General features: G+C 68.8%; 18 protein-coding genes. 8 read left to right on the top strand and 10 right to left on the bottom strand.

Features of this window, described 5'->3' with window-relative positions; all coding sequences use genetic code 11:
- Positions 1–219: 219 nt before the first annotated feature.
- Positions 220–558 (top strand): hypothetical protein, encoded by a 339-nt coding sequence (locus BQ8420_RS01315; protein WP_087095956.1) that lies wholly within the window; start codon positions 220–222, stop codon positions 556–558.
- Positions 559–896: 338 nt separating this feature from the next.
- On the top strand, positions 897–2,747 hold the full coding sequence (locus tag BQ8420_RS01310; RefSeq protein ID WP_087095955.1) for a carbohydrate-binding module family 20 domain-containing protein: 1,851 nt from the start codon (positions 897–899) through the stop codon (positions 2,745–2,747).
- Between the two features lie 106 nt (positions 2,748–2,853).
- Here BQ8420_RS01310 and BQ8420_RS01305 read toward each other — a convergent pair whose 3' ends face one another.
- Positions 2,854–5,898: a bifunctional [glutamine synthetase] adenylyltransferase/[glutamine synthetase]-adenylyl-L-tyrosine phosphorylase gene (locus tag BQ8420_RS01305; RefSeq protein ID WP_087095954.1), complete on the bottom strand. Its 3,045-nt coding sequence runs from the start codon at positions 5,896–5,898 to the stop codon at positions 2,854–2,856.
- A gap of 94 nt (positions 5,899–5,992) precedes the next feature.
- On the opposite strand from BQ8420_RS01305, the gene BQ8420_RS01300 reads away from it, so the two are divergent.
- A complete protein-coding gene (locus tag BQ8420_RS01300; RefSeq protein WP_087095953.1) occupies positions 5,993–6,481 on the top strand; it encodes a glutathione peroxidase in 489 nt (162 codons plus the stop codon).
- Positions 6,482–6,569: 88 nt separating this feature from the next.
- On the opposite strand, the gene glnA is transcribed toward BQ8420_RS01300, so the two are convergent.
- A complete protein-coding gene (glnA, locus tag BQ8420_RS01295; RefSeq protein WP_087095959.1) occupies positions 6,570–7,994 on the bottom strand; it encodes a type I glutamate--ammonia ligase in 1,425 nt (474 codons plus the stop codon).
- A 330-nt stretch (positions 7,995–8,324) separates the two neighbouring features.
- Here glnA and BQ8420_RS01290 point away from each other — a divergent pair, with 330 nt between their 5' ends.
- The 5 genes from BQ8420_RS01290 to BQ8420_RS01270 all read left to right on the top strand — a co-directional run bounded on the left by BQ8420_RS01290 (position 8,325) and on the right by BQ8420_RS01270 (position 12,817).
- A complete protein-coding gene (locus BQ8420_RS01290) occupies positions 8,325–8,825 on the top strand; it encodes an RDD family protein (protein ID WP_087095952.1) in 501 nt (166 codons plus the stop codon).
- 152 nt (positions 8,826–8,977) lie between these two features.
- Entirely contained in the window at positions 8,978–10,411 is a 1,434-nt protein-coding gene (locus tag BQ8420_RS01285) for an LCP family protein (protein WP_087095951.1), read from the top strand.
- 225 nt (positions 10,412–10,636) lie between these two features.
- Positions 10,637–12,019 carry an LCP family protein gene (locus BQ8420_RS01280; RefSeq protein ID WP_087095950.1) on the top strand — a complete coding sequence of 461 codons (1,383 nt, stop codon included), beginning with the start codon at positions 10,637–10,639 and terminating at the stop codon, positions 12,017–12,019.
- A 103-nt stretch (positions 12,020–12,122) separates the two neighbouring features.
- Positions 12,123–12,590 (top strand): hypothetical protein, encoded by a 468-nt coding sequence (locus BQ8420_RS01275; protein WP_087095949.1) that lies wholly within the window; start codon positions 12,123–12,125, stop codon positions 12,588–12,590.
- Positions 12,590–12,817 (top strand): helix-turn-helix transcriptional regulator, encoded by a 228-nt coding sequence (locus BQ8420_RS01270; protein ID WP_087095948.1) that lies wholly within the window; start codon positions 12,590–12,592, stop codon positions 12,815–12,817. Before BQ8420_RS01275 ends, BQ8420_RS01270 begins: the two co-directional genes overlap by 1 nt.
- Positions 12,818–12,903: 86 nt before the next feature.
- Here the strand turns inward: BQ8420_RS01270 and BQ8420_RS01265 are convergent, their stop codons facing one another.
- From BQ8420_RS01265 to BQ8420_RS01230, 8 genes are all read right to left on the bottom strand, one after another.
- A complete protein-coding gene (locus BQ8420_RS01265) occupies positions 12,904–13,614 on the bottom strand; it encodes a DUF4191 domain-containing protein (protein ID WP_087095947.1) in 711 nt (236 codons plus the stop codon).
- 215 nt (positions 13,615–13,829) lie between these two features.
- Positions 13,830–14,783 (bottom strand): lipoyl synthase, encoded by a 954-nt coding sequence (lipA, locus tag BQ8420_RS01260; RefSeq protein ID WP_087095946.1) that lies wholly within the window; start codon positions 14,781–14,783, stop codon positions 13,830–13,832.
- A 97-nt stretch (positions 14,784–14,880) separates the two neighbouring features.
- Positions 14,881–15,585: a lipoyl(octanoyl) transferase LipB gene (lipB, locus tag BQ8420_RS01255; protein WP_087095945.1), complete on the bottom strand. Its 705-nt coding sequence runs from the start codon at positions 15,583–15,585 to the stop codon at positions 14,881–14,883.
- 9 nt (positions 15,586–15,594) lie between these two features.
- Positions 15,595–16,527 (bottom strand): TIGR01777 family oxidoreductase, encoded by a 933-nt coding sequence (locus BQ8420_RS01250; RefSeq protein WP_087095944.1) that lies wholly within the window; start codon positions 16,525–16,527, stop codon positions 15,595–15,597.
- Between the two features lie 305 nt (positions 16,528–16,832).
- The gene (locus tag BQ8420_RS01245) at positions 16,833–17,390 is read right to left on the bottom strand and encodes an NADPH-dependent FMN reductase (protein WP_087095943.1); all 558 of its coding nucleotides are present in this window, start codon (positions 17,388–17,390) and stop codon (positions 16,833–16,835) included.
- Between the two features lie 187 nt (positions 17,391–17,577).
- Positions 17,578–19,368, bottom strand: coding sequence for a 2-oxoglutarate dehydrogenase, E2 component, dihydrolipoamide succinyltransferase (sucB, locus tag BQ8420_RS01240; protein WP_087095942.1), 1,791 nt, complete (start codon positions 19,366–19,368; stop codon positions 17,578–17,580).
- A 102-nt stretch (positions 19,369–19,470) separates the two neighbouring features.
- The gene (gene lpdA, locus BQ8420_RS01235) at positions 19,471–20,847 is read right to left on the bottom strand and encodes a dihydrolipoyl dehydrogenase (RefSeq protein WP_087095941.1); all 1,377 of its coding nucleotides are present in this window, start codon (positions 20,845–20,847) and stop codon (positions 19,471–19,473) included.
- A 142-nt stretch (positions 20,848–20,989) separates the two neighbouring features.
- The gene (locus tag BQ8420_RS01230) at positions 20,990–22,510 is read right to left on the bottom strand and encodes a leucyl aminopeptidase (RefSeq protein WP_087095940.1); all 1,521 of its coding nucleotides are present in this window, start codon (positions 22,508–22,510) and stop codon (positions 20,990–20,992) included.
- Positions 22,511–22,591 lie beyond the last annotated feature (81 nt).

Below are 22,591 nucleotides of genomic sequence, written 5' to 3'. Positions count from 1 at the left end.
ACCGTGAGGGGGTGCTGCGCGCGGTGGGGGTGGGGGTCCTGATGCTGCTGGTCTGGTTGCTGTGGCGCCAGTGGCGGCGGTGGGGAACGCCGGGGCGTGATCGAACGTTGTTCTCCTGAGTCGGTGGTCGGCGTCGGCCGTCGACCGGTAGTCCGATTTGTTACGTCAGGGTGTCATGAAGACGCGGTCGAGAACTACGGCGCGTAGTAGTATGTCGACATGGACTTCCTCTACTCCGCGCTCGTCTTCCTGCACATGCTCGGCCTGGCCGGCATCATCGCCGGTTTTCTGATGCAGCTGATGACCGACAACCTCAAGGCCACCAAGGTCCTGCTGCACAGCTCCCTGCTCCAGTTCGTCACCGGGCTGCTTCTGGTCGGGGTCGCCGAGATGGCGGATCTCGCCGACATCGACCACGTGAAGATCGCGGTCAAGCTCGTCATCTCCTTGGCCGTGGTGGTGGTCGGTGTCCTCAACCTCCGTAAGCCCGCCAAGAACCTGGCGATCATCGCCGGCGTGCTCGCCATCGTCAACATCGGTGTGGCGGTCTTCTGGTGATCATGTCGGGCGTCTCGCGCCCGTGGCCCCACCCGTAGGGGGCCCTGTCGCCGGTGGCGGGTCGGAGTGCGCCGACCCGCCACCGGCTTTTTCATGCCCGCCCCCGGTCGATCTTCGGCGGGCGTCCGGTTCGCTCCGACGCGACCTTTCGGAAAACTTGCAACATCTTTCGTCAAGGTCAGCGGCCTGAGTCCGTTCGGAAGTAAGGAAGACCCGGTTCCCAAGGAAACGACCGCGTGTTACCTTCGCCACTCTTACGCAAACTCTTGCAGAATATGCAAGAGATTGGTGGTGGGGCAGTGTGGCCCCATTGCGGAACCTCCCCCCAAGGAGCGCATATGAGAACACCCCGACTCGGCGTCCTCGCAGGTGCCGTGGTGCTGGGAGCCGGCCTGCTAGCGGTTTCCGGTCCCGCGATCTCCCAGGAAGAACCGGACGCGACTCCCGTCTCCGGTACGAACCCCGTCTCCGACGCGAACCCCGCCGCCGAGGGCGCGGGCGACGCCATCGTCCACCTGTTCCAGTGGAACTGGGACTCCGTCGCCACCGAGTGCGCCGACTTCCTCGGACCCAACGGCTACGGAGGCGTGCAGGTCTCCCCACCCCAGGAACACGTCGTCGTCCCCTCCTCCGAGGGCGGCGACTACCCCTGGTGGCAGGACTACCAACCGGTGTCCTACAGCATCGAGAACACCCGGCGCGGCACCGCCGAGGAGTTCGAGAGCATGGTCGACACCTGTGCCGACAACGGCGTCCGCATCTACGTCGACGCCGTGATCAACCACATGACCGGCCCCGGTGAGGTCGATCTGCCCGGCAGCGCGGGCACCGAATGGGAGCAGTACGAGTATCCGGACCTGTTCGGTGACGGCGAGGCCTCCTACTCCTACGACGACTTCGGCCCCTGCTACGACAGCATCGAGAACTGGGACGACAAGGGCGAGGTGCAGGACTGTCAGCTCCTGGGTCTGTCCGACCTGAACACGGGCTCGGACCACGTGCGCGCCCAGGTCGTCCGGTACCTCAACGGCCTGGTCGACATGGGCGTCGGGGGCTTTCGCGTGGACGCCTCCAAGCACGTCCCCGAGGAGGACATGGGCGCCATCATCGGCTCCCTGAACGAGGTGCCCGGCTTCGGCGGCGCCCCGCACGTCTACCACGAGGTCATCGGTGACGCGACGATCCCCTACACCGCCTACACGCCCTACGGACAGGTCACCAACTTCGACTACCAGCGCGACATCGCCGAGAGCTTCGCCAACGGTGACATCGCGAACCTGACCTCGATGCCCGACCACGGCGGACTCACCTCCGACGAGGCCGTGGTCTTCATCGACAACCACGACACCCAGCGGTACGAGCCCGCCCTGACCCACGTGGACGGCGACCGCTACCACCTGGCCACCGCCTTCATGCTCGCTCACCCCTACGGCACCCCCGTGGTGATGTCGAGCTACGACTTCCAGGGCAACGAGGCCGCGGGCCCGCCCAGTGTCGGTGAGGTCGACGGCAACCCGGCCGGGTGGGTCACCGCCGACAGCGACTGCTCCTCCGGCGAGTGGATCTGCGAGCACCGCAGCGAGACCGTCAGCGGCATGGTCGCCTTCCGTAACGCGGTGGACGGCACCGAACTGGCCGAACGCGCCGAGGACGGATCCTCACGGGTGGCCTTCGACCGCGGCGACGTGGGTTTCGCCGCCTTCAACGCCACCGGCCAGAGCTGGTCGCTGACCGCGTCCACCTCCCTGCCCGACGGTGAGTACGACAACGCCGCCGGTTCCGGCGGGGCCACGGTCTCCGGTGGCGAGGTTTCCGCGACCGTCCCCGCCGAGGGCGCCCTGGCGCTGCACGCGGGCGGCGAGTGCGATGAGGACTGCGAGGGTGGCGGCGACCCGGGAGACCCCGGCGAGCCCGGTGACCCGGACACCATCACCGCCACGGTCGAGACCGAACCCGGCCAGGAGGTGCACGTGGTCGGCTCCACCCCCGAGCTCGGTTCCTGGGATCCCGCGGACGGCGTGGCGCTGAACACCGACGCCGACACCTACCCCGAGTGGACCGGCACCGTCACCATGGAGGCCGACACCGAGTGGAAGCTCGTCAAGGTCGGCTCCGACGGAAGCGCCGAGTGGGAACCCGGGGACAACCGCGTCGGCCCGGCCACGGCCGTGGCCTGGGGTCGGCTCTGACCCGATGACCAGGAAGGGCCGCTCACTCCCGGCCCGGCACCCCACGCGCACACTCCTTCGCGCGTGGGGTGCCCTCGGCTCGGGCCCCCGTCACGGCGCCGGTGCCTCAGTCGTCGTAGAAGGTCCGCTCCATGACCGCGCGGGCACGGCGGGTCGCCCGCAGGTACTCCTCGGTCAGCTGTTCCGCGGGGCCCACCGTCTCGGAGTCCTCGTCCTCGGAATCGTCCTGGTAGCCCATGGCCTCGGCCAGGGCCGCGCGCACCCGCAGGTCTGAGGGGAGCGAGTCGCCGCCCCGGCCGCGCTCCAGCATCACCATGCCGCGCACCCGGGACGCCAACCGCCAGGCCTCCTCCAGCACCACGCCGTCGTCGGCGTCCAACAGCCCGTGCGCCACCGCCACGCGCAGCGCCTCCAACGTCCCGCTCGTGCGCAGGTCCGGAAGTTCGTGGGCGTGCCGCAACTGGATCAGCTGGGCCACCCACTCCACGTCCGACAGACCGCCTCGCCCCAGCTTCGTATGCAGGGTCGGGTCGGCCCCGCGCGGCAACCGTTCGGCCTCCATCCGCGCCTTGAGCTTGCGGATCTCCAACACCGACGCCCCGTCGATCCCACCCCGCGGGTAGCGCAGCGGGTCGATCAGGGCGAGGAAGGACGAGCGCAGACCGTGGTCGCCGGCGATCGGCCGCGCCCGCAACAACGCCTGGCTCTCCCACACCTGTGACCAGCGACCGTAGTAGGCCGCGTAGGAGGCCAGGGTGCGCACCACCGGGCCGCTCCGGCCCTCCGGGCGCAGATCGGTGTCCACCTTCAACGACGGTTCCGCCTGCGGCATCTCCAACAGCCGGGCCAGTTCCCGAACGATCGCCAGCGCCTGCTTGGTGGCCGCCCCGGTCTCCACCCCCGGCATCGGATCGTGCACGTACATCACGTCGGCGTCGCTGGCGTAGGTCAGCTCACCACCGCCGAACCGCCCCATCGCCACCACGCACACCCGCGTGAGCTCCACACCGCCCGCGTCGGCCACCACCTTGGTGTAGGCGGCGCGCAGCGCGGCATCGATGGTGACCGCGGCGATGTCGGTCAGCGCGCCACCGACCTCCTCCACCGACGACACCTCCAACAGATCCGCCGAGGCCGTACGCAGCAGCTCCCGGCGCCGCAGGGCGCGCACCGCCGAGACCGCGTCCTCGGGGGTGTCGTACCGGCGCAGCGCCGCGTCCGCCTCCGCCATGAGCGTCTCGGCCCGACGTCGGCGCAGGTGGGAGTCGTCGGCGAGCGTCGCCACCGATTCGGGGGCGCGCAGCAGCAGTTCGGTCACGTAGCGACTGGTGCCCAGCAACCACGCCATCCGCTCGGCCACCCGCACGTCGTCGCGGAGCAGCCGCAGATACCAAGGTGTGGTGCCGAGAGCGTCGCTGACCTGCCGGAACCCCAACAGGCCCGCGTCCGGGTCAGGGGAGTCGGCGAACCAGCCCAACATCACCGGCATCAACGTGCGCTGGATGGAGGCCCGTCGGGACAACCCCGACGTCAACGACTCCAGGTGCCGCAGCGCTCCGCGCGGATCCGCGAAACCCAGGGCCCCCAACCGGTCGACGGCCTGCGCGGGGGACAGGCGCGCCTCCTCGTCGGGCAGCTTGGCGACCGCGTTCAACAGCGGGCGGTAGAACAGTTTCTCGTGCAGGCGTCGCACCTCCGCCGACATCCGCTTGCGCGCCCCGGTCAGTTCCCGCACCGGGTCCGCGACGAACCCCAGCGCCCGACCCAACCGGCGCAGCTGCGCGGGCCCCTCCTGGGCCTTCGGGTCGGGCATCAGGTGGGTGCGCCGCAGCCGCTCCAACTGGAGCAGGTGCTCCATCCGGCGCAGGAACCGGTAGGCCTCGGTGAGCCCCACCGCGTCCTTGCGCCCCACGTACCCGAACTCCGACAGCGCGGTCAGCGCCTGGAGGGTGTTGCCCGAACGCAGCCGGTCATCGGTCCGTCCGTGCACCAGCTGCAACAATTGCACGGAGAACTCGATGTCGCGCAGACCGCCGTGGCCCAGCTTCAGCTCACGGTCGGCCTCGCCGGTGGGGATGTGCGCCACCACCCGGCGGCGCATCGCCTGCACGTCCTCGACGAAGTCCTTGCGCCCGGAGGCCTCCCACACCATCGGTGCGATCGCCTCGGCGTAGGCGCGGCCCAGCGCCACGTCACCGGCGATGGGGCGGGCCTTGAGCAGCGCCTGGAACTCCCAGGTCTTGGCCCAGCGGTCGTAGTAGGTCACGTGGCTGGACAGTGGACGCACCAGCGGACCGTTCCTGCCCTCGGGCCGCAACGCGGGGTCGACCTCCCACAGGGTGCCCTCGGCGTCGGTTCCCGACGGGATCCGCATCATCGTCGTCGCCAGACGGGTGGCCGAGCGCAGCGCCTCCTGCTCGTCGGTGTCGCCGACGGGTTCGGCCACGAACACCACGTCCACGTCGCTGACGTAGTTGAGTTCACGGCCACCGCACTTGCCCATGCCGATCACGGCCAGCCGGCACAGCTCGGCGTCCTCGGGCGACTCGGCCCGCGCCACCGCCAACGCCGCCTCCAGCAGGGACGCGGCCAGGTCGGACAGCTCGGCGGCGACCTCCTCCACCGTGTTCGCCTCGGTCAGGTCGCGCCCGGCCAGCCGCAGCAGCCGGCGACGGTACGCCACCCGAAGGGTGTGCTGAAGCTCCGTCCACGGGTCGCCGCCTGCGCCCTCGACCACCGCCGGGTCGGCGACGGGTGCCTCGTCGTCGGGTTGTGCGCCCACAGTGTGCAACAGCCCCCGGCGCAGTTCCTCCGGCAGCGGGGTGCGCGCGGCGTCGGCGCCCCGCAGCTCACGCCAGTCCTCGGGGTAGCGGACGAGATGGTCGGTCAGAGCGGTGCTGGCGCCCAGGATCCGGCACAGCCGTGCCCGCAGATCCGGCTCCTGGCGCAGAGCGAGGAGGACGTCCTCGGGGTCGGGGGAGACCTCCAACAACCGGAGCAGTCCCAACAGGGCCTGGTCGGGGTCGGCCGCCGCCGCGAGTGAGGTGAGGACGTCGGTGTCGGCCCTGGCGTCCAGCCCGGCCTGTTCCACCAACCTCAGAGCCTTGGGGCTGTCGCTGAAACCACGCCGCGCCAGAGCGCCCACTGTCATCTCGCTACTTCCGTCCCTTGCCACTCGTCAACGGTAACCGTCCACCCACCGGCGGATAGCATGCCCCGGTCACCTCTACACCCAAGGAGCGCACATGTCCGTTCTCGACGTCGAGATCGCCGCCCTCACCGGCGGCCCGGCCGATTTGGACCGGTACAAGGACAAGGCGGTGCTGGTCGTCAACGTCGCTTCCCGATGCGGACTGACCCCGCAGTACGCGACCCTGGAGAAGATCCAGCAGGGCTACGCCGACCGGGGCTTCACCGTCCTGGGCGTGCCGTGCAACCAGTTCATGGGACAGGAGCCCGGCACCCACGAGGAGATCGCCACCTTCTGCTCCACCACCTACGGCACGACCTTCCCGATGACGGAGAAGGTCGACGTCAACGGCGAGGACCGCCACCCGCTGTACACCGCCCTGGTGGAGACGGCCGACGCCGAGGGTCACACCGGTGACGTCCGCTGGAACTTCGAGAAGTTCCTCGTCGCCCCCGATGGAACGGTCGCGGCGCGCTTCGGTCCCCAGGTCGAGCCGGACTCCGACGAGGTCACCAAGGCCATCGAGTCCGTCCTCCCGAACTGATCCGGGCATGAACGGGGGAGGCCACCGGCGACGTGGAGAACGTCATCGGTGGCCTCCCCCATGCCCGGAGTCCCTCCGGACCCACGACCTAGATGTCGTAGTACAGCTCGAACTCGCGCGGGTGCGGGCGCAGGCGCAGGGAGTCGATCTCCTCGGTGCGCTTGAAGTCGATGTAGGTCTCGATCAGGTCCCTGGTGAAGACACCGCCTTCGAGCAGGAACTCTTGGTCGGCCTCCAAGGCCTCCAGCGCCGCGTCCAGGGACGCGGGGACCGTCTCGATGCTCTCGGCCTCGGCCGGGGGCAGCTCGTACAGGTCCTTGTCGAGCGGCTCCGGCGGCTCGATCTTGTTCTTGACGCCGTCCAGGCCCGCCATGAGCATGGCGGAGAAGGCCAGGTAGGGGTTGGCCGACGGGTCCGGCACGCGGAACTCGATGCGCTTGGCCTTGGGGTTGGCGCCGGTGAGCGGCAGCCGGATGCACGCCGAACGGTTGCGCTGGCTGTAGACCAGGTTGATCGGGGCCTCGTAGCCCGGCACCAGGCGGTGGAAGGAGTTCACCGTCGGGTTGGTGAAGGCCAGCAGCGCCGGGGCGTGCTTGAGCAGACCGCCGATGTAGTGGCGGGCCGTGTCGGAGAGCTGGCCGTATCCGGACTCGTCGAAGAACAGCGGCTCGCCGTCCTTCCACAGGCTCTGGTGGCAGTGCATGCCGGAGCCGTTGTCGCCGAAGAGCGGCTTGGGCATGAAGGTCGCCGTCTTACCCGCGGCGTTGGCGACGTTCTTCACGATGTACTTGTACAGCTGCACGTTGTCGGCGTGCTTGAGCAGGGTGCCGAACCTGATGCCGATCTCGGCCTGGCCGGCGGTGCCGACCTCGTGGTGCTGGAGCTCGACGTCGATGCCGGAGGCGATGAGGGTCTTCACCATGTCCGAGCGCAGGTCGCTGTAGTGGTCGACCGGCTCGACGGGGAAGTAGCCGCCCTTGAAGCGCGGACGGTAGCCGCGGTTGCCGCCCTGGAGCGCGGAGCCGGTGTTCCAGGCGCCCTCGATGGAGTCGATCTCGTAGTAGCCGGTGTTCGCGCGCGTCTCGAACCTGACGTCGTCGAAGATGTAGAACTCGGCCTCGGCACCGAAGTTGGCGGTGTCGGCGACACCGGAGCCGCGCAGGTAGGCCTCGGCCTTACGGGCGACGTTGCGCGGATCGCGGCTGTAGGACTCCAGCGTGAGCGGGTCGTGCACGAAGAACGTCATGTTCAGCGTCTTGTGCTTGCGGAACGGGTCCAGGACACCGGTGCTCAGGTCGGGCAGCAACAGCATGTCGGACTCGTGGATGGCCTGGAAGCCACGGATCGAGGAACCGTCGAACATCTGGCCGTCGGTGAATGTGGATTCGTCCACGTTCTCGACCGGGAGGGTGACGTGGTTCACGCCCCCGAACAGGTCCGTGAAACGGACGTCGAGGAACTGGACGTCCTCATCTCGGATGTAGGCGAGGACTTCATCGACGCTGCTGAACAAAACGGAACCTCCGTGCAGGTGGCTGAGACGGCGGGTCGGTGGGTCCGCTCCATCGCGGAGCCCGTCGACCACACGCCGTCTCCCGGCTTCGTCTTCGAAGCTAGGAGTGCGTGATTTCCACGCCGTGTCTCGATTGTTTCTTGCATGTTACGGAGCGCGCTGTTCGCGTGGGCGACCCCGCCGATCGGTGATTCCGCTTGTTTCAGGGGCGAACCGGCTCGTCGACGTGGCGGGAAGGGTGACTGGTCCCACCCTGGTTCGCGGCCATCGTCACACCGGCCGCGCCCACCCGGGTACGGGCGTCGATGACGTGCCGATACCGTGAAAACCATGAGTGACGAGAGCCGGTCCACCGCCGCCCCCGACGATGATTTCCGCTACCGGGGGAACCGGCTCGGGCTGCCCGAGGACGGTCCCGGATCGGTGCCCGGTGTCGTGCGTCGACTCGTCGGCCTGGTCCTGGACTGGGCCGTCGCCGGCTTCCTCGTCTGGGGTGCCATCAACCTGGGGCTGATCGGTCAGGAACTCTCGGCCGCCGCCGCGAGCGGTGGGGACCAGGAGACCCTCGCCCTGACCAACTTCACCACCCTGTCGACCCTGGTGGTCTTCGCGGCGATGAACATCGTGCTGCTGACCCTGTTCGGTACAACGATCGGGCGGCGGATCGTCGGCGTCGGGATCACGGGCACGGGGGAGCGTTCCTGGCCCTGGTTCGTGTCCATGACCGTGCGGACCCTGCTGTTGTGCCTGGTGATCCCGGCCGTGGTCTATGACCGTGACACCCGTGGTCTACACGACCGGGCCGCGGGCACCATCGCGACCCGTTACTGAATCCTCACCGGTCGCGTCGAACGGCTCCGAGCACGGTCGTGAAGCCGATCGGGCTGCTGTTAGCATCCCTGAACAGCATTTCCCCGGGGACGCGACCCTTCTGGCCGCCCTGACCCCGCCCCCTCAAGGTCTCTTCGTATCCGAAGGTTCGCATGGCTGGAAAACGTTCCGCCCCCCGTTCGTCCGGTGCCCTGGGCACCGCAAGGTTGTCCGGTGGGCAGTGGGTCGCCTGTGTCGTCACGGCGTTGACCATCATCGCCAGTCTGGGCGGCTACGGCTGGTACCAGGGGTTGATCGGCAACATCACCACCGCGCAGGTGGACACCGACGAGTGGGATCGGCCCACCAGCGTCGAGGGGGTCATGAACCTCCTCATCATCGGCTCCGACGTGCGGTCGGGTGAGAACGCCGACTACGGCGAGGCCGAGGGCGAACGCCCCGACACCATGCTCATCGCCAGCATCAACGTGGACAACGGCGCCGCCACCCTGGTCAACCTGCCCCGCGACCTCATGGTCGACCTGCCGGCCTGTGAAGCGTCGGAGGGCTACGAGGGCATGGGCGCCCACCAGGGCATGGTCAACTCCGCGATGACCTTCGGTGGGGTGGGCTGCCAGTGGAACGCCGTGGAGCAGGTCACCGGCGTGCACCTGGACCACTTCGTCATGATGGACTTCACCGGGTTCAAGGACATGGTGGACGCCTTGGGCGGGGTGGAGATGTGCATCCCCGAGGCCGTCGACGACCCCAAGGCCCACCTACAGCTGGACGCCGGGCTCCAGTCGCTCAACGGTGAGGACTCCCTGGGCTTCGTGCGCTCCCGCTACGCCCAGGGCGACGGCAGCGACCTCTCGCGGATCGACCGCCAACAGGAGTTCATGGGTGCCATGCTCCGCGAGGTCCTCAGCAGCGATGTCATGACCAACCCGGTCACCATCACCAACTTCCTCGGTGCCATCACCGACTCCATCACCACCGACGACGACCTCACCGTCGACATCATGACCGACATGGCCATCTCCATGCGCGAGGTCGACCTGGAGCGGATCCAGTTCGTCACGGTTCCCAACGGCGCCCACCCCGACGACGAGAACCGCATCATGATGAGCCAGCCCCAGGCCTCGGAACTGTTCGAGGCGATCAACGCGGGTGTGGACCTGGCCGCCGGCGACGACACCGCCGACCAGAAGGACGAGGAGGAGTCGGAGACGGAGTCTGTCGACCCCGCCGACGTCTCGGTCGAGATCGTCAACAACACCGGCATCGAAGGTCTCGCTCTGGAGATCCAGGCCGTCATGGTCCAGGAGGGCTACGTGGTCACCGGCACGGGCAACCCCGAACTGCGTGTCCCCGAGGCCACCACGGTCTACCACGGTCCGGGCGACGAGGCGGCGGCCGAGCTGCTCGCCGGTTCCCTGGAGAACGCCGTGACCGAGGAGGCCGAGGGGCTGGAGCAGACCCTCGAACTTGTCGCCGGGTCCGACTGGAACGGTTTCGCCGGGAGTTCATCCGCCGAGACCGACCTGTCCATCACCGATGACCTGGGCGGCGTCACCGCCGAGGAAGACCAGGAGAGTGCCTGCTGAGGACGCCGGCCCGGTCACCGGGCCGGTGGCCGGAACGGGTGACCGTCGTCTGACACATGAAGACCGTTCCGGTACCATCCGGTGGGTTACGTCCGAGTACACCGCCACGGACCCTCCCGTGGCGGATCCCCTCCCGGACGGTCCCACCTCTCTCGTGCCCCAGATCGGATCGCAGGTGCCCTCTTGGCCCCAAGAAACGCGTCCAAGGCCGCCCTCGCGGGCAAGATGACCCTTGGGAAATGGGCGGCGTGCGCCGCGACAGGCGTGCTCATCGCTTCGAGCCTGGTCGTCTACGCCGGTTATCAGAACGTTCTCGGCATCGACACCGCCGACGTGGACCCCGACGGCTGGGGTGACCGTCCCGCCCAGGTCGAGGGCCTGCACAACATCCTGTTGCTGGGCACCGACGAACGTGCGGGGGACAACGCTTCCTACAACGAGCTCAACGGCATCCGACCCGACGTCCTCGTCATCGTCAGCATCGACGTGGACGAGGGCGGGGTGACGATGGTCAACCTCCCGCGCGACACGATGGTCGAGATCCCCCCGTGCGAGGCGAGCGAGGGAGACGGCGCGGGCTGGGGCGGTGGTGTCGACCAGCTCAACCACGCCATGACCTACGGCGGGATGGACTGTCAGGGCAACACGGTGGAGACCATCAGCGGGATCCACCTCGACCACATGGTCCTGGTGGACTTCGCCGGGTTCGAGCACATCGTCGACTCCATCGGTGGCATCGAGATGTGCGTTCCCGAGCCCGTCGACGACCCCAAGGCGCACATTCGGTTGGACGCGGGGGAGCAGAGGCTCAACGGTGAACAGGCGCTCGGGCTGGCGCGTTCCCGGGACAGCGCGGCCAACGGCAGCGACCTGGGGCGCATCGAGAACCAGCAGCGCATGATGGGCGCCATCCTGCGCGAGGTCACCTCCGGGGACATCCTGTCCAAACCCAACAACCTGATCTCCTTCCTGGACTCGGTCACCGACAGCCTCACCACCGACAACGGGTTCACCGTCGACAAGATGACCGAGCTGGCCATCTCCATACGCGAGGTCGATCTGGGTCGAATGAACATGGTCACCGCGCCGGTCGAGGACTACCCGGTCGATCCCAACAAGGTGCAGTTCCAGGAATCCGCCGCGCAGGGACTGTTCGACTCGGTGGCCGCCGGTGAGCTCACCGCGGAAGAGGGCGCCGAGGGCGACGATGACTCCGGGGACGACTCCGACGTCGGTGTGGAACCCTCCGACGTGTCGGTGCTGCTGCTCAACAACACCGGGGTCGACGGTTTGGGCGCGCAGGTCGAGCCCTTGTTGAGCGAGGAGGGCTTCACGGTCACCGACACGACCAACCCCGAACTGCGCGTTCCCGAGGTCACCACCGTCTACCACGGGCCCGACCAGGCCGAGCACGCCGAGATCCTGGCCGCGGCGGTGGAGGGCGGCGCGGAGGTCGTGGAGGAGCCTTCCCTGGGGGAGGAACTGGAGTTGGTCATGAGCGGTGGCTGGGAGGGCATCGCGGGCGCGGGCGGCGGCTCCGGCGATGGTTCGAGCATCGAGGACCTGGGCGGCACCAACGCCGCCGAAGACGAGGTCAGCTGCGACTGACCCGGCATCGGCTTCTCTCCATACGAGGGGTCCGTATCCGGTTCGCCGGGTGCGGGCCCGCTTTCGTTTCCACGACTTATCGATAAACGATAAGGAGGGGAGCATGTCCCCCGAAGCCCCGGCTCGCCGATCCCACCTCCGGTGGAGTCGTACCGACTCCGTCGCCATGCGGTTCGTCCTGGTCCTCGGCATGATCCTGGTGGGCGCGACCATGGCGCTCTCCCTGCTGTGGATCACCACCGGTCTCTCCGTGGGCGGTAACGGCCAAAGCGACCGGGTCACCGTGCACCAGCCGATCGACGCCCCGGGCACGGTCCCGGACGTCGAACTGTCGGTCGACGACGTCACCATCGCCGCCGAGTCCACGATGACGCTCGTCTTCGAGGACCCGAGCGCCCTGGAACGCCTCATGCTGGTGCTGCCCGCCGAGGGGATGGTGCTCGCGTCCTTCGAGATCACCCTGGGATCGGCCCCGCTGTCGGGACTGCTGGTCGGTCTGATGCCGGCCGCGCTCGCCGAGGTGTTCCGTCGGGGCGCGCGTATGCGCGACGACGTCGACGGTCTCGTCTGATGCCTCCGGAAGAGGCCACCGGCATCCGGATCCACCTGGACAAGCTCCTCGCCGCACGCGGGATGACCCTCACCGAACTGTCCGCACGGGTCGGCGTCACCGTGGTCAACCTGTCCGTACTCAAGAACGGGCGGGCCAAGGCGATCCGCTTCTCCACCCTGGCCGCCCTGTGCCGGGAACTGGACTGTCAGCCCGGTGATCTCATCGGCCACGACCCCGACCTCTGAGGTCGCGCACGCGAACGGGGCCGTCGCACCGAGAAGGTGCGACGGCCCCGTGGAAGGTCCGTTGACGTGGGCGGAGGCGGCCCGGGTCAGCCCGCCTTGCCGCGCATGCCCTTCGGCAGCTTGGCGCCCTTGGGCATGGGGCCCTTGGGCAGCTGCATCGCGGCCGGGAGTGCCTTGAGACGGTAGGTCAGCTCGGCGGTGCCGGACTTGTCCAGGTTGCGGGGCAGCTTCACCAGGGTCCGCTGAAGCTTGGAGACGGGAACCTGGTCCTCGCCGTTACCGACCTTGAAGTCGTAGATGGGCGTGTCGTTGGCCACGCGCGCCACCCGCTTCTTCTCACCGGCGATCAGGCCGCGCAGACGACCCGGGTCGCCCTCACCGACCAGGATCACGCCGGGACGGCCCACCACGCGGTGGACGACGTCCATCTGCTTGTTGGCGGCCACACCGGGATCGACGACCCAGTTGCCGCGCATGTTCTCCAAGATCGCCATGCCGCCGCCCAGCCGGCCTTCGAGCATCTTGTACTGCACCTTCTGGGCCGCCCTGGTGAACATGATGAACCCGACCAGGAAGGCGATCGGCAGACCGGTCAGCGGCCAGATGATCCAGGAACCGGTCCAGATGCCGATGCCGACGAAGACGGCGAAGATCACGAGCGCGATGCCGATCGCGAGCGGGATCGTGCGTGGACTCTGCTGGTGGACGACCTTGGCGACCATGCCGATCTGCTTCAACCGGCCCGGCTGCTTTTCGCCACCCTTACCGGCGGACGTGGTGTCGGACTTCTTCGCCATGGTTCTTTCAGGCAGCGCACACCGAGCGGCTCGGTGGGGAAGGGTCCCTGTGCTGCCTTGCCTCCTCTACGCGGTCGACCTTCGATGCGGCGCCTTGTCGGCGCCACGATCCGGGCGCCTCGGAACCACCAGGATATGCGTCCGTGCGCCCACATGCGGAACGGTGGCCCGCGGGCCACCGTTCCAGCTTGGTCACGACTGTGACGAAACGTTCGTTATGCGTTGTTCGTGGCCGCCGCGGCCTGGGCGTCCCGCTTCTCGCGAGCCTGCTTGTACAGGGTGCCGGCGCGGTAGGACGAACGCACCAGCGGGCCGGACATGACCCCGGCGAAACCGAGCTCCTCGGCCTCCTTGCCCAGCTCCACGAACTCCTGCGGCTTCACCCAACGGTCGATCGGGTGGTGCAGCTTGGAGGGACGCAGGTACTGGGTGATGGTGAGCAGGTCGCAGCCGGCCTCGTGCAGGTCGCGCATGGCCTCGCTGATCTCCTCACGGGTCTCGCCCATGCCCAGGATCAGGTTCGACTTGGTGACCAGGCCGTCCTCGCGGGCCATGGTGATGACGTCCAGGGAGCGCTGGTAACGGAAGCCCGGGCGGATGCGCTTGAAGATCCGCGGTACCGTCTCCACGTTGTGCGCCAGCACCTCCGGCCGCGAACCGAACACCTCGGCCAGCTGGTCGGGGTCGGCGTTGAAGTCCGGGATGAGCAGCTCGACACCGGTGTCGGGGTTGAGCTCGTGGATCTTGCGGACCGTCTCGGCGTACAGCCAGGCTCCGCCGTCCTCCAGGTCATCGCGGGCCACACCGGTGACGGTGGCGTAGCGCAGCTCCATCTTCTGGACGGAGGTGGCGACCTTGGTCGGCTCCATCTTGTCCAGGGCGGTGGGCTTGCCGGTGGCGATCTGGCAGAAGTCGCAACGGCGGGTGCACTGGTCGCCACCGATGAGGAACGTGGCCTCCCGGTCCTCCCAGCACTCATAGATGTTGGGGCAGCCCGCCTCCTGACAGACGGTGTGCAGGCCCTCGCCCTTGACCAGGGACTGGAGCTCGGTGTATTCGGGCCCCATGTGCGCCTTGATCTTGATCCACGGCGGCTTTCTCTCGATGGGGGTCTCGCTGTTGCGCGCCTCCACGCGCAGCAGCTTGCGGCCCTCAGGAGCGATGGTCAACGCGAACCCGTTCCCTTCTGTACCCCTGTGACGGGGACCCTCGCGCCCCTTGTGGGGGCGGCACGTCCCGATGGGGACTGGCTCATGGTGTGGTCTGTCATGCTCGGGCGGTGGCGTCGGAGAGCAGCTCGGCGCCGTCGGTGTGGCTGAAGTCCGCCGCGCCGAGCACGTCGGCCAGATGCCGTTCGAGGCGCGGTCGCACGTCGGCGACGGTGACGGCGCGCCCCAGTTCGTTGGTGAGCGAGGTGACCCCCGCGTCGGAGATCCCGCACGGAACGATCCGGTCGAACCACGACATGTCATTGTCGCAGTTGAGGGCGAGTCCGTGCATACCGACCCCGCGAGCGATGCGGCAACCGATCGCCGAGACCTTGCGTTCGATGAGGCCGCGCTCGGGATCGGCGTCCAACCACACCCCGCTGCGGCCCTCGACGCGCCTGCCGGTGAGGTCGTACTCCGCGATGGTGCGGATGACGGACTCCTCCAGCATGCGGACGTAGGCGATCACGTCGATGGGTTGGTCCAGCTTGACGATGGGGTACACCGTGAGCTGTCCGGGGCCGTGCCAGGTGATCTTGCCGCCTCGATCGATGTCCACCACGGGGGCGCCGGGGTCGGTGATGGGACGATCCCACCTCCCGGTGCGTTTGCCCGCGGTGTAGACGGGTTCGTGTTCGAGGAACAGGACGGTGTCGGCCAGCTCGTCGGCGACGCGGCTCTGGTGGAGCCGCTTCTGGAGATCCCAACCCTGGTGGTACGGGACGGGAGTGTCGCCCAGCCATGCGTAAACGAGATCACTCACACCCCCACCTTACGCCCCGACGGAAGGACAGGGTCGGGGCAGGATGTCGGAAAGCGCACTGTCGATGTCGGGCAGGACGAAGGAATAGCCGGCCCTTTCCAGGCGTTCGGGTCGGGCCCTCAGATCGACGAAGGCGCTCTCCTCGGTGAAGTCGCCCAGGGCCACACGGATCGCGGTCGAGGGGAAGGGCAGGACGGCCGGGCGGCCCAAGGCCTTGGCGAGGGCCCGGGTGAAGGCCGCGTTGCTGATGGGCTCGGGCGCGCACATGTTCACCGGGCCGGTCATGTCCGGCCGCTCCAGGAGGAAACGGATGGCGCCGATCTGGTCGACCAGCGATATCCACGTCAGGTACTGGCTGCCCGACCCCATCCGACCGCCGAGGTACATGCGGTACAGCGGCAGCAGCGACCGGAGCATGCCGCCCTCTCGGGCCAGGACCATCCCGGTACGCAGGTGCGCCACCGACATCCCGGCCTCCTCCGCCGGGAACGTGGCCTCCTCCCAGTCCCGGCACACGCCGGCGAGGAAACCCTTGCCGGGGGGACTGTCCTCGGTGGCCACGGTGTCGCCGGTCTCCCCGTAGAAGTGGGTCCCCGAGGCGCTCAACAGACGGGTGGGCGGACGATCCATCGAGTCCAGGGCCCGGCACAGCCCCCGGGTGCCGTTCACCCGGCTGCGGCGGATGAGGGCGCGCCGACGGCGGGTCCACAGTCCGGGGCCGAAGGGTGCGCCGGCCAGGTGGACGACGGCCTCGGTCCCGTCCAGGGCCACGGCGTCCACGCGTCCCTGTTCGGGGCGCCACTCGGCCTCCTCCAGGCCGGGTGTCTCGCTTCTGCGCGGAGGTCGCCGCACCAGGGCCACCACCGTGTGCCCGTCCGCCAGTAGGGAGGTGGTCAGCGCGCGACCGACCATCCCGGTCGCACCCGTGATCGCCACTCTCATGCCCAGGGATTTACCCGCTGGTAGGAGACCACTCGAAGTTTTCTCGATCTTTTTCGGCGAAAGCCCTGCGGGGCGGCCCGGGGTCTTCTAGGTTGAGTCGTGGGACAGGGAACTCCGCGTCAGCGCGGAGATACCCTGGGCGATCTTCGGATCGTCCAGGCGGGCGCAAGCCCGCGCACAGACCTTTGATGATGGGGATCATCAGGGGATGGTGATTGGTGGGGTAGAAAGGCGGGGCGGTGCCGGAAACGGCACCGCCCCGCTTCTGTGTTCTCTGGGGTCTCCGCTGGCGCGCAAGGACACGGCTAACCGGGGTAGGGGTGGTTGCGTCTGGCTTCGCGTAGGGACTCTCCCCACCACGCCAGCTGGTCCAGCATCTCGGCCACCGCGGCCTCGGCGCCGCGCAGTTCCTCGCCCCCGGTCCCGGCCACGAACAGCCCTTGGGCGTTGTGCAGGCTCACCGAGGTGCGTACCGACGTCATGTGCAGTTCGCTGAAGACCCCGCGCAACTGTTCCACCGCACGCAGACCACCCGACATCCCTCCGTAGGAGACGAACGCGACCGGCTTGGCGAACCACTCCTTGCGGGCCGAGTCGATGGCGCTCTTGAGCGGCCCGGGGTAGCCGTGGTTGTACTCGGGGGTCACCACCACGAAGGCGTCGGCGGCGTCGACCGCTCGGGAGAACTCGGTGGCCTCCGCGCCCTGATCGTCGGGCCAGTGTTCGCCCACGTCCAACACGTCGACGATCACGCCCGGACGCGCCGCGACGAGGTCGAGGAACCAGGCCGCGACGACCGGGCCCGTGCGTCCCCTGCGACCTCCCCCGAGGAGGACGGCCACTCGAAGGTTCTCGTGGTGCATGCGGGTCCTTTTCCTGGGCCGGTGAGACGTTCGCCCCCTACCGTACGATCTCAAGTTAGCTTGAGGTCAAGACCGCGGAGGGAGAGACCGTACTCACCGGGAGGACACCCCGGAAACCGGAACGGCCCGGGCCGGACACCGCGTACGGTGCCCGGCCCGGGCCGAGCCCAGGCGCTGCGAGAGAGGGTCAGGCCAGACCCAGTTCGCTTTCGAAGGCGCCCTCTTCCAGGCGTTCCTTGACCGTCTGCAGGAAGTGGCCGGCGTCGGCACTGTCGATCAGACGGTGGTCGTGGGCCATCGACAGGTAGACCATCGAACGGACCGCGATGACCTCGCCGCCCATGGCCTCGTCATCGACCACGACCGGACGCTTGACGACGGTGCCGGTCTCCAGGATGGCGACCTGCGGCTGGTTGATGATCGGCGTGCCGAACAGCGCACCGGTGTGCCCGGTCTCGGAGATCGAGAACGTGCCGTCGGCCAACTCGTCCGGACCGAGCTTGCCGGTGTGGGCGCGCTCGGTGAGGTCGGTGAGGCTGCGGGCCAGGTCACCCAGGCCGAGCTTGCCGGCGTTCTTGACCACCGGGGCGAGCAGGCCCCGCTCGGTGTCCACCGAGACGGCCAGGTTCTCGACGTCGTGGTAGGTCACCGTCTGGTCGGCGGCGTTGATCACCGCGTTGACCTTCGGGTGGGCCTTGAGGGCCTCGACCGTGGCGGCGGCGAAGAACGGGAAGAAGTTCAGCTCCACGCCCTCGCGCTCGGCGAACTCCTCACCGACCTGCTCGCTCAGCCGTGCGACCTTGGAGACGTCGACCTCGATGACCTGGGTCGTCGTCGCGGAGATACGCAGCGACTCGACCATGCGGTCCGCGATCGACTTGCGCAGTCGGCTCAGCTTCTCGGTACGGCCGCGCAGCGACGTGTCCGAGGAGACCTTCTTGGCCGGGGTCGAAGCGGCAGGCGCCGACGCGGCGGCCTTCTGCTCCTCGGCGGCCTTGAGCACGTCCTGCTTACGGACGCGACCGCCCACACCGGTTCCGGAGACCCGGCTCAGGTCGACACGGTGCTCGGAGGCGAGCTTGCGCACCAGCGGCGTCACGTAGGCCTCGGTCACGGCGTCGGTGCCGGAGGCGCGGCCGGTACCGCTGAGCGTCTCGATGTCCACGGACGGGCCACCCGCCGACTCCTGCTCCTGTGCGGCAGGAGCAGGCGCGGAGGGCTCGGGCTCGGCCGGGGCGGGAGCGCTCGCGGGCTCAGGCTCGGGCTTGGTCTCGGCGGCCTGTTCGGGCTCGGCCGGGGCGGCGGGAGCGGACGGCGCTTCGGAAGGAGCGGCGTCGGAGCCACCGATCAGGGCGATCTGGGCGCCGATCTCGACGGTGTCGTCCTCGTCGACGAGGATCTTGGTGAGTACCCCGGCGACCGGGGACGGGATCTCGGTGTCCACCTTGTCGGTGGAGACTTCGAGGAGCCGCTCGTCCACATCCACCGTGTCGCCGACAGCCTTGAGCCACTGGGTGACGGTTCCCTCGGTGACGCTCTCGCCCAGGGCGGGCATGTTCACCGGGGTGCCGGCGCCCTCGTCGCCACCGGAAGCGGACGCGGGGGCGGGGGCGGGCTCGGGCTCCGCTTCGGCGGCGGGCTCCTCGGCGGCCGGCTCGGGCTCGGGTTCCGGCTCCGGCTCGGCGGCCTGTTCGGGTTCGGCCTCGGCGGCGGGCTCGGCCGGGGCGTCCGCGGACTCGCCCTCGCCACCGATGACCGCGATCTCCGCGCCGATCTCGACGGTGTCGTCCTCGTCGACGAGGATCTTGGTGAGTACCCCGGCGACCGGGGACGGGATCTCGGTGTCCACCTTGTCGGTGGAGACCTCAAGGAGCGGCTCGTCCACCTCTACTGTGTCGCCCACGTTCTTCAACCACTGGGTGACGGTCCCTTCGGTGACGCTCTCACCCAGGGCGGGCATGGAAACGGAAGTCGGCATGGGTTCCTCGTTGGATCTGGGCGCGGTACCTGCCCAAGGCCTCGATGGGCAGCGCGGATGTGGTCGGGGGCGGGCCCTGGGGCCCGCCCCCTGGCGAAACGATCAGTCGTGGACGTGCAGCGGCTTGCCCGCCAGCGCGAGGTGCGCCTCGCCCAACGCCTCCGACTGGCTCGGGTGCGGGTGGATCAGCTGGGCCACCTCGGAGGGCAGGGCCTCCCAGTTGTAGATCAACTGCCCCTCGGCGATCAGCTCGCCGACACGGCTGCCCACCATGTGGACACCCAGCACGGGCCCGTCCTTCTCGGCGATGACCTTGACCGCGCCCTGGGTCTGCAGGATCTGGCTCTTGCCGTTGCCCGCCAGGTTGTAGTTCATCTCGACGACGTCGTGACCGCGCTCCTTGGCCACCTCGGTGGTCAGGCCGACGGAAGCGACCTCGGGCTCACAGTACGTGACGCGGGGAACACCGTCGTAGTCGATCGCGGGCGGGTTCTGCCCGGCGATGTGCTCGGCGACGAAGATGCCCTCGGCGAAGCCCACGTGCGCGAGCTGCAGGGTCGGGATCAGGTCGCCGACCGCGTAGACGTTGCCGACACCGGTGTGCAGGTTCTCGTCGACCTGGACGAAACCGCGGTCCAGGGTGACGCCCTGTTCCTCGTAGCCCAGACCCTCGGAGACCGGGCCGCGGCCGATGGCCACCAGCAGGACCTCGGCCTCCAGGGTCTTGCCGCCCTCAAGGGTGACGACCACGCCGGAGTCGGTGGTCTTGACCGACTCGAACGGCTTGCCCAGCTCGGACTTGATCTTGCGCTTGCGGAAGGCCCGCTCCAGCAGCTTGGAGCTGGACTCCTCCTCGACGGGGACCAGGCGCTTGAGGGCCTCGACGATGGTGACGTCGGCGCCGTAGGAACGCCACACGCTGGCGAACTCCACACCGATCACGCCGCCGCCCAGGACGATGACGGACTCGGGGACGCGGTTCAGCTCCATGGCCCGGTCACTGGTCATGACCTTCTCGCCGTCGATCTCCAGACCCAGGGTCTTGGGCTTGGAGCCGGTCGCCAAGAGGATGTTCTTCCCCTTGTAGACCTTGCCGTCGACAGTGACCTCGTCCTTGCCGGTGAGCTTGCCCTCACCCTCGACGACGGTGATCTTGCGAGCCTTGATCAGGCCGCTCAGGCCCTTGTACAGGCCGCTGACCACCTTGTCCTTGTACTTGTGCACGGCCTCGATGTCGATGCCCTCGAAGGACGCCTTGACGCCGAAGGTCTCGCTCTCCTTGGCCGAGTCGGCGACCTCCGCCGAGTGCAGGAGGGCCTTGGTCGGGATGCAGCCGCGGTGCAGGCAGGTGCCACCGAGCTTGTCTTTCTCGATCAGGACGACGTTCATGTCCAGCTCGGCGGCGCGCAGTGCCGCCGCGTAGCCGCCGCTGCCGCCGCCAAGGACGACGAGGTCGAAGGTACCGCCGCTCTCACTCACGGGAACGAACTCCTAGTTCAGTGGCTGATGGTGGTGGGTTCCCACGGCCGTTCGGCGCCGGAGCGGTCTACCGTCGGAAACCGTGGGGTGCCGGGTCGGGGCGCCGCTCGGGCTCAGTGTCGTTGAGCGCCGCCCCGACCGACTACTTGCTCGCGTAGTCCTCGGCGAGACGGACGAGAGTGCGGGTACCCGCACCCGTGCCGCCCTTGGGGGTGTATCCGTGCGGGCCGCCCTGGTTGAAGGAGGGCCCGGCGATGTCGAGGTGGGCCCACTTGTTGCCCTCCTCGACGAACTCCTTGAGGAAGATGCCCGCGGAGAGCATTCCGCCCCAGCGCTCGCCCGCCACGTTGGCGATGTCGGCGACCGAGGAGTTGAGACCGGCGCGAAGCTCGGCCGGGAGCGGCATCGGCCAGGAGGCCTCACCCTCGGCGGCCGAGGCCGCGACGACCTCGTCGCGGACGGTGTCGTCGTTGGACATGACCGCGAAGACGCGGGTGCCCAGGGCGACGAGCTGCGCACCCGTGAGGGTGGCGATGTCCACGATCAGGTCCGGCTCGTCCTCCTGGGCGCGGACCAGGGCGTCGGCCATGACCAGACGACCCTCGGCGTCGGTGTTGAGGACCTCGACGGTCTTGCCGCCGTAGATGCTCAGCACGTCGGAGGGGCGCTGGGCGGTGCCGCTGGGCATGTTCTCGGCCACGGCCAGGTAGCCGATGGCGTTGACCTTCAGGCCCAGGGTGGCGATGGCCCGCATGGCGGCCAGTACGGAACCGGCGCCGCTCATGTCGGACTTCATCCAGTCCATCGAACCCGCGGGCTTGAGGGACAGACCACCGGAGTCGAACGTGATGCCCTTGCCGACGAAGGCGATCTTCTTGGTGGCCTCCGGGTGGCTGTAGGCCAGTCGCACCAGGCGGGGCGCGTTCGACGAACCCTGTCCGACACCGGTGATGCCGCCGTAGCCGCCCTCGGCCAGGGCCTGCTCGTCGAGGACCTCGATCTCCAGGTCCGCCTGCTGGGCGATCTCCTGGGCCGCGGTCGCCAGGTCCTCGGGGACCAGGTCGGCCGGGGCGGTGTTGACGAGGTCGCGAGTGTAGGAGACGGCCTCGGCCAGGACGTCGGCGCGCTCGACGGCGTCCTCGGCACCCGACGCCTCACTGACCAGGGTCAGCGTGGCCTCGGCGTTCTTGGTGGCCTTCTTCTTGGCGGCTTCGGTGGTGCGGTAACGGTCGAAGGCGTAGGCGCCGAGGCGGGCGCCCAGGGCCACCGCGCCGACCTCGTCGGCGGTGGTCGCGGGCAGGGCCAGCACCACACGGCCCGCGCCCTCGGGGCGCGAGCTCAGCGAACGCAGCGCGGCACCGGCCGCACGGGAAAGCACATCGGAGTCGACGGGACCGTCGGTGGGCGCCGGGCCGAGACCGACCGCGACGACGACCGGGGCCTTGACGGCTCCGAGGGAGGCAAGAGTGTGCACCTCCTCAGGGGCGCCGCTCGCTCCCAGAAGCGACAGGGTCGTGCCGAGGCCGCCGGAGAAGGCGGCGTCGACGGAATGAGCGCCCGACGCGGGCTCCGGAGCGTCGCCTCCGGAGTGATAACCGACGACAACCGCGTCGGCGTCGAGCGAACTGGGGGACTCCGTGTTTACTGACAACGTCGTGCTCACGTCCTTGATGCTAGTCCTCTCATGGCCCCGGCGGCGACGCGGCACCCCGCGCCCCCGCGGCTCTGACGCCGCGTTCCACGG

The sequence above is a fragment of the Nocardiopsis sp. JB363 genome (genome assembly GCF_900143625.1).
Lineage (GTDB): Bacteria > Actinomycetota > Actinomycetes > Streptosporangiales > Streptosporangiaceae > Nocardiopsis.
The sequence above is the reverse complement of the archived record's forward strand: the minus strand, read 5'-3'. Positions and strand labels throughout refer to the sequence as shown.

Coding starts and splice junctions, on each gene's coding strand:
- BQ8420_RS01310 (WP_087095955.1), top strand. CDS start 897: ATGAGAACACCCCGACTCGGCGTCCTCGCAGGTGCCGTGGTGCTGGGA.
- sucB (WP_087095942.1), bottom strand. CDS start 19,368: ATGCCGACTTCCGTTTCCATGCCCGCCCTGGGTGAGAGCGTCACCGAA.
- BQ8420_RS01270 (WP_087095948.1), top strand. CDS start 12,590: ATGCCTCCGGAAGAGGCCACCGGCATCCGGATCCACCTGGACAAGCTC.
- BQ8420_RS01275 (WP_087095949.1), top strand. CDS start 12,123: ATGTCCCCCGAAGCCCCGGCTCGCCGATCCCACCTCCGGTGGAGTCGT.
- BQ8420_RS01285 (WP_087095951.1), top strand. CDS start 8,978: ATGGCTGGAAAACGTTCCGCCCCCCGTTCGTCCGGTGCCCTGGGCACC.
- BQ8420_RS01265 (WP_087095947.1), bottom strand. CDS start 13,614: ATGGCGAAGAAGTCCGACACCACGTCCGCCGGTAAGGGTGGCGAAAAG.
- BQ8420_RS01280 (WP_087095950.1), top strand. CDS start 10,637: ATGACCCTTGGGAAATGGGCGGCGTGCGCCGCGACAGGCGTGCTCATC.
- BQ8420_RS01315 (WP_087095956.1), top strand. CDS start 220: ATGGACTTCCTCTACTCCGCGCTCGTCTTCCTGCACATGCTCGGCCTG.
- BQ8420_RS01245 (WP_087095943.1), bottom strand. CDS start 17,390: ATGCACCACGAGAACCTTCGAGTGGCCGTCCTCCTCGGGGGAGGTCGC.
- BQ8420_RS01305 (WP_087095954.1), bottom strand. CDS start 5,898: ATGACAGTGGGCGCTCTGGCGCGGCGTGGTTTCAGCGACAGCCCCAAG.
- BQ8420_RS01300 (WP_087095953.1), top strand. CDS start 5,993: ATGTCCGTTCTCGACGTCGAGATCGCCGCCCTCACCGGCGGCCCGGCC.
- BQ8420_RS01290 (WP_087095952.1), top strand. CDS start 8,325: ATGAGTGACGAGAGCCGGTCCACCGCCGCCCCCGACGATGATTTCCGC.
- BQ8420_RS01250 (WP_087095944.1), bottom strand. CDS start 16,527: ATGAGAGTGGCGATCACGGGTGCGACCGGGATGGTCGGTCGCGCGCTG.